The 12,221-nt window shown below is 61.9% G+C and carries 11 protein-coding genes; 7 read left to right on the forward strand and 4 right to left on the reverse strand.

Going from position 1 to position 12,221, the window contains the following annotated elements; all coding sequences use genetic code 11:
* Positions 1 to 26: 26 nt before the first annotated feature.
* The 4 genes from ACTJKM_RS15615 to ACTJKM_RS15630 form a co-directional block, all read right to left on the reverse strand.
* Positions 27 to 740: an HAD family hydrolase gene (locus ACTJKM_RS15615; protein WP_440637306.1), complete on the reverse strand. Its 714-nt coding sequence runs from the start codon at positions 738 to 740 to the stop codon at positions 27 to 29.
* An 80-nt stretch (positions 741 to 820) separates the two neighbouring features.
* Entirely contained in the window at positions 821 to 1,489 is a 669-nt protein-coding gene (locus ACTJKM_RS15620) for a metallophosphoesterase family protein (protein WP_058326309.1), read from the reverse strand.
* A gap of 265 nt (positions 1,490 to 1,754) precedes the next feature.
* On the reverse strand, positions 1,755 to 2,126 hold the full coding sequence (locus ACTJKM_RS15625; protein ID WP_440660572.1) for a hypothetical protein: 372 nt from the start codon (positions 2,124 to 2,126) through the stop codon (positions 1,755 to 1,757).
* Between the two features lie 164 nt (positions 2,127 to 2,290).
* Positions 2,291 to 4,003 (reverse strand): phosphoethanolamine transferase, encoded by a 1,713-nt coding sequence (locus ACTJKM_RS15630; protein ID WP_440660573.1) that lies wholly within the window; start codon positions 4,001 to 4,003, stop codon positions 2,291 to 2,293.
* A gap of 272 nt (positions 4,004 to 4,275) precedes the next feature.
* Between ACTJKM_RS15630 and ACTJKM_RS15635 the strand changes: the two genes are divergently transcribed.
* The 7 genes from ACTJKM_RS15635 to ACTJKM_RS15665 all read left to right on the forward strand — a co-directional run bounded on the left by ACTJKM_RS15635 (position 4,276) and on the right by ACTJKM_RS15665 (position 12,219).
* Positions 4,276 to 4,950 (forward strand): response regulator transcription factor, encoded by a 675-nt coding sequence (locus ACTJKM_RS15635; protein WP_065374799.1) that lies wholly within the window; start codon positions 4,276 to 4,278, stop codon positions 4,948 to 4,950.
* Positions 4,947 to 6,299 carry a sensor histidine kinase gene (locus ACTJKM_RS15640; RefSeq protein ID WP_058326313.1) on the forward strand — a complete coding sequence of 451 codons (1,353 nt, stop codon included), beginning with the start codon at positions 4,947 to 4,949 and terminating at the stop codon, positions 6,297 to 6,299. Before ACTJKM_RS15635 ends, ACTJKM_RS15640 begins: the two co-directional genes overlap by 4 nt.
* Before the next feature lie 228 nt (positions 6,300 to 6,527).
* Positions 6,528 to 7,232 (forward strand): CerR family C-terminal domain-containing protein, encoded by a 705-nt coding sequence (locus ACTJKM_RS15645; protein WP_440660575.1) that lies wholly within the window; start codon positions 6,528 to 6,530, stop codon positions 7,230 to 7,232.
* The gene (hlyD, locus tag ACTJKM_RS15650; protein ID WP_440660577.1) at positions 7,229 to 8,236 is read left to right on the forward strand and encodes a secretion protein HlyD; all 1,008 of its coding nucleotides are present in this window, start codon (positions 7,229 to 7,231) and stop codon (positions 8,234 to 8,236) included. Before ACTJKM_RS15645 ends, hlyD begins: the two co-directional genes overlap by 4 nt.
* Positions 8,233 to 9,960, forward strand: a complete 1,728-nt coding sequence (locus ACTJKM_RS15655; RefSeq protein WP_440660578.1) for an ATP-binding cassette domain-containing protein — start codon at positions 8,233 to 8,235, stop codon at positions 9,958 to 9,960. Before hlyD ends, ACTJKM_RS15655 begins: the two co-directional genes overlap by 4 nt.
* On the forward strand, positions 9,957 to 11,105 hold the full coding sequence (locus tag ACTJKM_RS15660; RefSeq protein WP_440660579.1) for an ABC transporter permease: 1,149 nt from the start codon (positions 9,957 to 9,959) through the stop codon (positions 11,103 to 11,105). The genes ACTJKM_RS15655 and ACTJKM_RS15660 overlap by 4 nt, the downstream gene beginning before the upstream one ends.
* A gap of 1 nt (position 11,106) precedes the next feature.
* Positions 11,107 to 12,219: an ABC transporter permease gene (locus ACTJKM_RS15665; RefSeq protein ID WP_440660580.1), complete on the forward strand. Its 1,113-nt coding sequence runs from the start codon at positions 11,107 to 11,109 to the stop codon at positions 12,217 to 12,219.
* Positions 12,220 to 12,221 lie beyond the last annotated feature (2 nt).

Raw genomic sequence — 12,221 nt, forward strand, 5'->3', positions numbered from 1 at the left:
CGAAGGTCATCACCGACCTTCGGCTTTCAGAATGTTTGACGCAGCGACAGCATGCCGTCGCTTGCGAGTTCCACCTCGATCTCGTGATAGCGATCAAGCGTCAGGTGCGGAGTACCTTCCGCAGCCGCGTGTGCGCCGGTAACGACGACGACGTCGGCGCCGGCCGCAAGGCCCGCCAAAATACCCGCCGGCGCGTCTTCGAAGACGAGGCAATCCTCCGGTCGCACACCCAGGCGCTCGGCCGCCATCCGGTATCCCTGCGGATCGGGTTTGCCGACGGAAACATCTTCGCCCGTAATCATCAACTGCGGGGTCGGGATACCGGCAGCAGCAAGGCGGCGCACTGCCAAGTCCAGCGGCGCGGACGTGACGATCGCCCATTTCTGCGGCGGCAGTGAATTCAGGAAGGCGACGGCACCGGGGATTTCGACGATGCCCTCGACATCGGCGATCTCTGCGAGCGCCAGATCATAGGCTTCCTTTTCCGGATCGACATCAGGCAGTTCGAGGTTGCGGATCGTATCAACGGCACGGACGCCGTGAACGGTCTTTATGAATTCGATCGGATCGATCCCGTTGCGCACCGCCCAGGCGCCCCAGACACGTTCGACGACGGCCATGGAGTTCAACAAGGTGCCATCCATATCGAACAGCAGGGCAGCAAAATTCTTCGTGAACACGGATGAAGGCGCAGCGTCCAAAGCAATCCCCTGAGGTGGTGAAACGGGCGGCAGCAACATCGCCCTATGGAGAAGGCACACCTACTACCGGACGGCCGGACGCACAATGCCATTCGCGGCGCAACCGCCAGCGATGTCGCTTAGCTTGCGGCCTGGATCTGCGTCGTCATGAGGAAATCGATCGGGCCACCAGGCTGATCGTCGTCGAAGACGGCACAGGACAACACGCCACTGAAGACCGCGCCAGAATCGACATTGGTCCGGTTTCCGATCGTGCGCGGATTGGCCATGCTGGGTGTATGCCCATGGCAGAGATGTCTTCCAAAGTACTCGCCCGAATAGTCCTCTGGTCGCCGGATCCAGAGGAAGATCTCGTCGCCTTGCTGTTCGAGCGGCAAGGTCTCATCGATACCCGCATGCACGAAAATGCGATGCCGTTCGACAAGGATCGTGGGAAGCTCCTTGATCCACTTCAGATGCCGACCGGGAACGACGCCATTGTAGGAGACCAGCGTCTCCTGGCCACCGTTCATGAGCCACCAATCAACGTCGCTCTCGCCGCTGCTGGCGCCCCACAACATCTCTTCATGGTTGCCCTTGAGTGTCATCCAGGTCCAACCGGGTTTTGACGGACCGGCCATGACCAACTCGACGACACCACGGCTGTCCGGCCCCCGATCGATCAAGTCGCCGAGAAAAATGACCCTGCCCGCCGGCGCATAGGTTTCAATCTCGCGCAAAAGCACGCGCAACTGGTCGAGGCAACCATGAATGTCGCCGATAGCGAAGGTGAGTTGCCGGCCGGCCATGTGTCTACTCTCCACACATACTCCACCCCCTCGAACTGGGCTGATCCAGGGGGAAAATATCGATAAATCAAAACACTATAACAAGTCTTTCGCCGAAACGTATGCGCGCGATGTCGATTGAAACAACCGACTCACGTCAAAGTGCCCGACAATTTTTCCGGTAATCCGCCGAGATGGCCGAAACTGGGCGGAGGTACGCCTTCGAGCGAAATCGCGAAAGCCATATTCGCCGTCACTCGGAACAGGCGGTACCGTCGCTGAGCCGTCAGCGGCGGGAATGGCCCTTTGCGATCGTCGAAGCGGCGATCGATACCGGGTCGCTCGCCGGAAATGTATCCTCGAGCCCCTCGTCGAGCTGCTCTTCCATCGCATCCCGATCATGCGCGTGACGTGCATTCGGCAGCGGTCCGCGGAAGGCGCCCTGCGCACCGCCCGCAGCCTGAAGCGCTTCGTCTGCGTCGAGCGCCGTTCTGAGCATTTCCTTTGCCTTTGCGATGGCGTTGAGCCGGTTCAAGGAGCCGGCATCATCCTGCGGGCACATCACGGTCACCACTTCCCCGCCATCGCCGACGAACTCGACGCTAAATCCAACTCGACCGGCTCTTTCCGGGGAAACCTGTATACCGACGATGCGCATCTAATCCTCCTGCGTACGGATTGGCGCCTCTGTCCACCGGACTGATATGGCAAAAGGGGTCGCGGACCGTCCGCGCGGAGTCGAGGACATGTAAGCAAGGAAGTGTCGAAACGCGCTTTTGTTCCCGAGAACCCGGAAAAATCGCGGCAAGCGGTCGCGGGTGCTCACAGTGCGCCCGGCAATGCGACGGCGCGCGTTGTATTGGCCGGCAGATCGTTGGCCGTATCTGCCGACTGGAAGATCGGGCCACCGGCCGGCTTCCGCGTGCAATTTGCGAAAGCGTCGAGGTCACGTCTGTAGACCTTCGTCTCGACGTTCATCATGCCGAGAACGGTATGGAAGAGGTTGTCGTGCGACTTCGGCTGCGCCGTGTCCTTGTCGAGACAGGCGGTATCGACCCCCATGGTCGCCTGATAGGGCCTCGAAAACCAGGCGACGAATGGTACCTGCGTCTGTTCCCGCGGGGCAATCGCGTAGGGCGCACCGTGCAGATAGATACCGTTTTCGCCGAGCGACTCACCGTGGTCGGACATATAGATCATCGCGCCGGCGACGCGGGCCTGGTGCTTCTCCAGGAGACGGGCAACACTCGCCAGCACGTAGTCGGTGTAAAGGATCGAATTGTCGTAGGCGTTGGTAATCTCGGCAACCGAGCACTTCATCAGTTCCGGCGTGCGGCAATCCGGCGTGAACCGGCGAAACTTTTCAGGATAGCGCAGATAGTAGGAAGGACCGTGGCTGCCAAGCTGGTGCAGGACGATCACGCTGTTCGATGTGGTCGCCTGGAGCTTCTTGTCGAGTTCGCCGAGGAAGATTTCATCCAGGCATTCGCCGTTCTTGCACAGAGGGCTGTTCTTCTGGTTGGTCATGCTGGCGAAGTTGATGAGATCGGCAATGCCCTTGCTGCCGGTGTTGTTGTCCCACCAGGTGGTCGAGACGCCGGCACGCGTCAGCACGTTCATCAGATTTTCCGTCGAACGCGCCTTCCAGTCGCTGTATTCATTGCGCGGATAGACGGAGAACATGCAGGGAAGCGAAATCGCCGTTGCCGTGCCGCAACTCGTGGTGTCCGTATAGTTCACGACGCCCAGCGCCTTCAGTTCCGGATTGGTCTCCCGTGCGTAGCCGTTCAAAGAGAAGTTCATTGCGCGCGCGGTCTCGCCGGCAACGACGACAACGACCACCGGCTTGCCGGCCGCCGCAATCCGCGAGCCCTGGCGGGCGTCGGTGCCGAGCGGCTGCACGACGATGTTGCGCTCCTTGTAGGTCGACGCGGCATACCGCACGGCCGCCGAGACCGGCCCCGTCGGATTGAACCGCTTCATCAGGTCCTTGTGCTCGCGGATCACGTAGGCGACGTTCGCGAAATTGGCATAGACCAGCCCACCGCTGACGATGAGGCAGGGGATGATCACCGCAAGATTGATCGCGGCATTGGCAAGAAAGGGGCGACGGCGGACCTTGACCGACATGACGAGAAGCGCGGGAAGCAGACCGTAGAGCAGCAGGTGCATCGCCAGGCTGCCGGTCAGCAGGTGGCCGGCTTCGGCCTGCGTCGTCACGGCCGCATTGCCGATCATGTCTTTGTCGATGATGACGCCAAAGGTATCGATGAAATAGGAAGCCGACGCCGACACCATGATGAAGAAGATCACCACCGGCTTCATCACATATTTGACGGAAGCGGTCGTAAGCCCAGCAAAGGTCAGGAGGCAGAGTGCCACGCTGAAGGACACAAGCGCCACGACGGAATCGTTGAAATAGGCAAACGTGTGCGTCCAGAAGGATTTGTTGCTGACAAGAAGCAGATAGGCGCTGACAAGCGCGCTCAGAGCGATACTACCGATCTCTGGCCGGCGAATTCTCGAAAAAATCAATGCGGTCGTCTCCAGCGGCGACTGCGCGATCATCTGAGATGGTCAATACAGGCGCGAGCATTCAGTGGAAGTGGAGACCGCAATACGGCCACCTGTTCAGTTGCACCCTCCCCCTCACCGGTCGAGATACGACGTGCAAGCTGTCGAAACCCCGTCAAGATTGCTCATTGCCCGCTTCATGCACGCGGTGGTGGGTTTTGCGACCGGGAGTTGGCAGCCCAAGCGAAAGCCCATATGGTCGGCAGCGGCCCCTGTAATATCGAGACGATTCAATGCGCCTGCTCCTGGTTGAAGACAGCCCGCGACTGGTAGAACTGGTCGGAGAAACCATGCGGGACGCTGGCTGGCGCCTCGATTCCGTTTCAACCGTTGCGGACGCCGAAACGGCAATCGCCGGGCGGGAGCACGATCTCGTATTGCTCGATCTCGGCTTGCCCGACGGCGACGGCCTGTCTCTGCTTCGTCGCCTCCGGCTCGACTATCCGGGGCTGCCTGTGCTGATCATCACCGCCAAGGGATCAGTCGACGAGCGTATTGCCGGGCTCGATGCCGGTGCTGATGACTATCTCGTAAAGCCATTCCATCATCGGGAGCTTCTCTCCCGTTGCCGTGCGATGCTGAGGCGCAACCCGCAAGCGGTCCAGCCGGTGCTGGAGGCTGGCGCCTTGCGCTATGACCCGGCAACCGCAGACCTTACTTGTGACGGCATCGTAGTGCCGTTGCCGCCGCGCGAGCGTTCGCTGATGGAAATCCTGATGCGGGAAGTCGGCCGCGTCGTGCCAAAGCGCAAACTCGAAACGGCACTTTCCGAATACGGCCAGGAAGTGACGCCCAATGCGCTCGAGCTCGCGGTATCACGCGTGCGCAAGCGCCTGCAGCCGCTTGACACCGGCGTACAGATCGAGACCGTGCGTGGTATCGGCTATCTGCTCAGGCGCGCCTCATGAAGCCCCGCAACCCTTCGCTGATCGGCATCGTCGCCCGCCGCATCATCGCTTTTTCGCTGATTGCTATGGCAATCCAGATCGGCGTCGTCTTTGCCGACTACTGGTTCGACGACGACAAGCTGAGCGTTCTCATGCTCCAGCAGGAAACCGAAAACCTGGCCGGTTATGTCCAGGTCCGCGATGGCGTGGCGAGCTACGAACCCAATCACGAGATGCGCGAGCGCTATCAGGACCGCCATGACGACGATGGCTCGATCTTCCTGCGCATCCGCACAGCTTCAGGCGTGATCGTCTATTCGAACTGCACGAGCGAATGCGCCCAGCATTTCCTGCCCGTCAGCATGGATGCACCGCAGTTCTGGAAGCGGCTGATCGCTCCCGGCAAGCCCTTCAGCGTCGCCGGCGGCCAGTCTTTCGAACGGAACGGGACGACCGTGCTCATCGAACTTGCGATCCTCAACGATCCGAACGGCTTCATGTACGGCGCCCTGCTGCATGAGATGTTCGATTCGATGATCGTACCGATGACGTTGATGTTCTGCCTCGTCATCGGTGCTACGATCTGGTCCATTCGCAGCGCGCTCAAGCCCGTCGCCATGGCGGCCCAGGCTGCCGATGGACTAGACCCGCGCGACAGCAATGCACGCCTGCCACTGACGCGGATGCCGCAGGAGATCGCCCGCCTGGTCACCGCGGTCAATCGCATGCTCACGCGCGTTGCCGATCTCATTCAGTCGCAGAAGCTGTTCTCCTCCTCGATCGCTCACGAGATCCGGACGCCGGTCTCGATCGCCAAGATGGAACTGAGCCGCATTAACGACCCAAGGGCCCGCAATGCCGAAAGGGACCTTGACGCCCTGACCCATATCCTGGAGCAGCTCACCTCTCTGGCGCGTGCCGATGCAGTCGATCCCTCCGCCTACCAGCGCACCAGCCTGTCGCAAATCGGAGCCGCCGTTGCGGAAGCCATCGCGCCGTTCGTCTTCGACCACGACAAGTCTCTCGAATTCGTCGACGAAGGCACGCCGCCGGTCACCGCGATCCCGGCGCTCGTCGAGAACATGCTGCGAAACCTGATTGAGAACGCTGTGAAGCACAATCCGCCGGGCACGCGGATCGTTCTCGCCTGCGGTCCCGGCCCGGTTGTCTCCGTCGAGGACAATGGCAATGGGCTCGTCGACTTGCCCGAACACCACGAGGACCTCGGCTACGTGAAGAGTTCCGGTCAGCTCGGGCTCGGCCTGAAGATTGTCCGGCGCATCAGCGAGCTCCACCAGGCGATCATCGCGGTCGATACCGCCCCGGAGCGCGGCACTAAGATCTCGATAGATTTCTCTGCGGCGGTCTAGGCTCCGCCAATTGGCCGATCCGGCAGTATATGCACCCCCCATCCCCTTGTGATCGCGCGCCGTCCTTAGGCGCCATGCGCAACGGTCTACGCCGTATGGCCAACCTCGCTCTGCCGTGAGCCGCGAACGCTTCGCTGGTCCGCCCATGGCCCGGACCAGAAGCCGCGCAATCGGGCAACACAAATTCATTCGATTGACTTAATCAATGGAGTGATGTAATTTGAGGACATGATGAAAAACAAAACCTCGACCCAAGCACCCAAGCAGGACCGCGGCGATGTCACGCGTGAAAAGCTTTTGACGAGTTCCATCGATGTCTTCGGCCGCTACGGTTTCGACGGCGCCAGCACGCGGAGGCTCGCGGAGACTGCCGGCGTAAACCTGCAGGCGATCCCCTATTATTTCGGCGGCAAGGAAGGCCTCTACATCGCCGCCGCCGAGCATCTTGCATCAATTATCGTTGGACATGTCGGCGATCTCAGAAACGCGATCCTCGAGCGTCTTGCCCGCCTCGACAGCGAAGGCAAGGCAATGTCGGCTGAGGAAGCCCGGGATCTCCTGACCCAGATGGCGCAGCGCATGGTCGCTATCTTCGTCAGCCGGCAATCCGAAAGCTGGGCGCGCTTCATCATCCGCGAACAGATGGAGCCAACCGAAGCCTTCGAACGGGTCTACGCCAATGTCATGGGCCCGATGATCGGCATGGCCAGCAGGCTGGTTGCGACAATTCTCGGTGAACCACCGCAGTCCGAGCATGTCCGGCTGAAGACCCTCTCCTTCGTCGGCAGCATCCTCGTCTTCCGGATGGCCCATGCGGCCATGCTCCGGCAGATGAGCTGGCAGGTCGTTGGCCCCGACGAACTCGACATTCTGCGTCGGCACGTCGCCGAGCTTGTCGCGGCACTTGGCGGCGAGAAGGAGGCCCAGCCATGAACAAGCCGGCAATCGCCCTTCTGTTGCTCGCTGGCAGTGCTGCCGGTGCGTGGTGGTTCGACGTCCCCCAGCGGCTCGGCTGGACGGGCACGGAGCGAGCCTCGGTTCTCTACGGCAATGTCGACATCCGCCAAGTCTCTCTCGGCTTCCGCGTCAATGGCCGTATAGCGAGCCTTAGCGTCGACGAAGGCGACGCGGTGAAGCCCGGCGATGTCCTTGCGACCCTTGACGCCGTTCCGTTCGAACAGGCAGTGGCCGCGGCCGAAGCCGAACTCGGCGCGCTCAAGGCCAATCTTGCAAAACTGAAGGCGGGCGCCCGCCCGACCGAAATCGCCCAGGCGCGCGCCACTCATGAGGAGCGTCTGGCCGACCTGGAAAATGCCAACCTCGCCTATGAACGCGCGCGGCAACTGCGTCCGAACGGCACCATTTCTCAGGCCAACCTCGACGAGGCAAGCGCCAACAGGGCTGCCGCGGCTGCACGGGCCACCTCCGCCCGCGAGGGGCTCGCGCTCATCGTAGAGGGAAGCCGGATTGAGGACATCGAGGCGGGTCAGGCACAGGTGCTCGCAGCCGAAGCCAAGCTCGAAAGTGCCCGCACGTCGCTTGCCGATACCCGCCTGCTTGCGCCAAACGCGGGCACCATTCTGTCCCGGGTGCGCGAAGTCGGCGCCATCGTCGCGCCGTCCGACATGGTCTATGTCGTCTCGCTCAACGAACCCGTCTGGGTCCGGGCCTATGTCGCGGAACCGGATCTTGGCCGAGTGCATCCGGGCATGGCTGTCGAAATCACGTCAGACAGTGCACCGGATCGCCCCTATAAGGGGACGGTGGGTTTCATCTCGCCCGTCGCCGAGTTCACCCCGAAGTCGGTGGAAACGCCAGAACTCAGGACCGATCTCGTCTACCGCCTGCGCATCGTGGTCGACAAGCCGGGGCCCGATCTCAGGCAGGGCATGCCGGTGACGGTGCACTTGCCTGACGCCGCAGAGGCAAAACAATGAACGAGAACGCGCCGTTCGTCCGGATAATGGACGTGGTCAAGCGTTTCGGCGATGCCCCGCCGGCGCTCGACCACATCGATGGCGAAATCCTCGGCGGACGGATCACAGGGCTCGTCGGTCCTGATGGCGCGGGAAAGACCACGCTGATCCGGCTGATGACCGGGCTGATGGTGCCGGACAAGGGAAAGGTCGAGGTTCTCGGTTTCGACATTGTGACCAAAGCCGCCGACATCCAAGCGGCGATCGGCTATATGCCGCAGCGCTTCGGCCTGTATGAAGATCTTTCCGTACAGGAGAACCTGAACCTTTACGCCGATCTGCGCGGCCTGCCGCTTGCCGAGCGAGCCGCGACCTTCGACGAACTGCTGGAATTCACCGATCTCAAGCGCTTTACCGAACGGCTTGCCGGCAAACTCTCCGGCGGCATGAAGCAGAAGCTCGGTCTCGCCTGTGCGCTCCTGCGCAAGCCCCGCTTGCTCCTCTTGGACGAACCGGGCGTCGGCGTCGATCCGATCTCGCGCCGCGACCTTTGGAAGATGGTCGAGAACCTGACGGCCGAGGGCATTGGCGTCGTCTGGTCGACGGCCTATCTCGACGAAGCCGAGGCCTGCGACAGCGTTCTCCTGCTGAACGAGGGCAAGTTGCTTTTTGCCGGCAGTCCCGCCGATCTGACCGCTCGAGTCGCCGACCGCGTCTTCAAGGTTTCCGGTATCGCGCATGGACGCCGCCAGAAGCTCGCTCGCTTGCTCGATGACGACGATGTCGTCGACGGTGTCATCCAGGGTGAAGCAATCCGACTGGTGATGAAGCCGGACACAAAACCGCCGACACCGGACGACGGCTCGTCTGCGCCTGACGTAACGACCACCCCGCCCCGCTTCGAGGATGCTTTCATCGACATGCTCGGCGGCGGCCCCGGCGGCCGCTCGAAACTGGCGGAAACACAGACACCTTTCACGATGGAGGACAGCAAGCCGGTCATCGAGGCCCACGGCCTGACAAAACGTTTCGGCGACTTCACCGCCGCCGACGACATCACCTTCGACATTCCGCGCGGCCAGATCTTCGGACTTCTCGGCCCGAACGGCGCCGGCAAATCGACGACGTTCAAGATGCTCTGCGGCCTGCTGAAACCGTCGGCCGGCGAAGGCCGCGTTGCCGGTTTCGACCTGCGCCGTGACGCAGCAGAGGCGCGCAACCGGCTTGGCTACATGGCGCAGAAGTTCTCGCTCTATGGCGACCTAAGCGTCGCGCAGAACCTCAGTTTCTTCGCCGGCGTCTACGGCCTTTCCGGCACGCGCAAGCGCGAACGCATCCAGCTGATGACCGATATCTTCGCCTTCGGTCGGCTGCTCGACATGTCGGCCAAGGATCTGCCGCTTGGGCTCAAGCAGCGGCTGGCCCTTGCCTGCGCCGTGCTGCATGAGCCGGAAGCACTGTTTCTCGATGAACCGACCTCCGGCGTCGACCCCATCACCCGGCGCGAGTTCTGGACCCATATCAACGGGCTGGTCGAAAAGGGCGTGACCGTGCTCGTCACCACCCACTTCATGGACGAGGCTGAGTATTGCGACCGTATCTCGCTCGTCTATCGCGGCCGGTCGATCGCGCTCGGCTCGCCGGACGAACTGAAGGCACAGGTCGCCAGCGACAAGCTTCCGGATCCGACGATGGAGGATGCTTTCATCGCCCTGGTCCAGGGGTCGGAGGAAAAGGAGGCATGAGCGCGCAATCCGCCAACCTCGAAAGCCGGGCCGCCAGAGCCCGTCGCTTTGCCGCACTCGTGCGCAAGGAAAGCTATCAAATCGTTCGCGATCCGAGCAGCATCCTGATCGCCTTCGTGCTGCCCATGATCCTGCTGTTTCTCTTCGGCTACGGCGTCTCGCTCGATACGACGCAGACCCGCGTCGGGCTCATCATCGAGGAGGAGGCACCGCTGACCCGCGACCTCGCCGCCGGCTTCCAGGCGTCACGCTATTTCAAGGTAACGGTCGGCCGCGACCGGCGCGAATTCGAAGAAGACCTGGTGCTTGGTCGCGTGCGCGGCATCGTCGTGATTCCGGCCGGCTTCACGGCGGACTTTGCCGCCGGGCGCCATCCGACGGTGCAGGTGCTCGTCGATGGCTCGGACCCCAACACCGCCAACTTCGTGCAAAACTACGCCCAGGCGACCCTTGCCAACTGGGAGCGCCAGCGCTTGAGCGACGGCGCCGGCCGGCCGCCGGCAATTTCGGCCGAGCAGCGATTCTGGTTCAATCCGGAGCTGACCAGCCGGAATTTCCTTGTGCCCGGGTCAATCGCCATCGTTATGACGCTGGTCGGGACCCTGCTCACCTCGCTCGTCGTCGCCCGCGAATGGGAACGGGGCACGATGGAGGCGATGATGGCGACGCCCGTCTCGGCCGCCGAACTTCTGGCCGGAAAGCTGCTGCCCTATTTTATCCTCGGCCTTACCTCGATGACGCTCTGCGTACTGCTTGCCGTCTTCCTGTTCGGCGTCCCCTTTCGCGGCTCGGTCGCTGCACTCTATGCGCTCTCGGCAACCTTCCTGATGCCGGCGCTTGGCCAGGGCCTGCTGATCTCGGCGGCCACGAAGAACCAGTTCCTCGCCTCGCAGCTCGCGCTGATCTCAGCCTTTCTGCCGGCGTTCCTGCTCTCCGGCTTTCTCTTCGAAATCAATTCGATGCCGACGGTTATTCAATGGATCACTCTCATCGTGCCGGCGCGTTATCTGATCCCAAGCCTGCAGACCGTGTTCCTTGCCGGCGACATCTGGCCGATGTTCACGCGCGCCATCGCCGTCATGCTCCTGATCGGCTGCGTCTTCTTTGCGCTCGCCGCCCGCAGCACCCGCAAGAGGATTGGCTGAGATGTGGTGGACAAGGCTCAAAGCGCTGATCGTCAAGGAGTTGCTGGCGGTGCTGCGTGATCCCAAGGGACGCACCGTGCTGATCGTGCCGCCGATCATGCAGTTGCTGGTGTTTTCCTATGCCGCGACGCTCGAAGTGACGAATGTCGACGTCCTGGTGCTGAACCGAGACAACGGCCATTGGAGCCAGGATCTCGTTCAGGAGATCCTGGGATCGCCGACCTTCCGCAGCATCCGCTTCACCAACAGCCCTGACGAGGTGCGCGTGGCGATCGACACCCAAAAGGTCATTGCCGCGATCGAAATCGGCCCGACCTTCTCGCGCGATATTGAGGGGAGCCGGCCGGCAAAGGTGCAGCTCATCCTCGACGGGCGCCGCTCAAACGCGTCGCAGATCGTCTCCGGCTATCTCAGTCGCATCGTCGCAACGCTTGCCGCCGAGACTCCGGCCGGCAAGCGTATGGCGTCGGGCGCCGTCACGGTCGTAGCGCGCAACTGGTTCAATCCGAACCTCACCTATCAATGGTTCATGGTGCCGAACCTGGTGGCGAGCATCGCTCTTTTGATCGGCCTGATCGTGACCGCGCTATCGATCGCGCGCGAACGCGAGCTCGGCACTTTCGATCAGCTCATGGTCTCACCGCTGAGGACGCATGAGATCCTGATCGGCAAGCTGATCCCGCCGATGATGATCGGCCTGTTCCACATCACCATCTATATTCTGGCCGCCGTCTTCATCTTCGGCGTGCCGCTGCGCGGCTCGCTGTTCCTGCTCTACGGCAGCGCAGTCTTCTACCTGGCCGCCGTCGTCGGTCTAGGCCTGTTCATCTCGGCGCTGTCGATGACACAGCAGCAGGCGATCCTCGGTGCATTCCTCTTCATGGTGCCGGCAATGCTGCTCTCCGGCTTCGCGACGCCGATCGAGAACATGCCCTCGTGGCTGCAACCGATCACCTACGTCAACCCGTTGCGCTACTTCCTCGTAATTGTGAAGGGCGTATTCCTAAAGGACATTCCGGCGGTCGAGGTGGTGCGCCAGACGATCCCGCTCTTGCTGATCGCCATCGTCACCCTCTCGGCCGCCTCATGGTTGTTCCGCCGCCGGCTGGAATAGCG

It is taken from the genome of Ensifer sp. 22460 (genome assembly GCF_052044935.1).
Lineage (GTDB): Bacteria > Pseudomonadota > Alphaproteobacteria > Rhizobiales > Rhizobiaceae > Ensifer.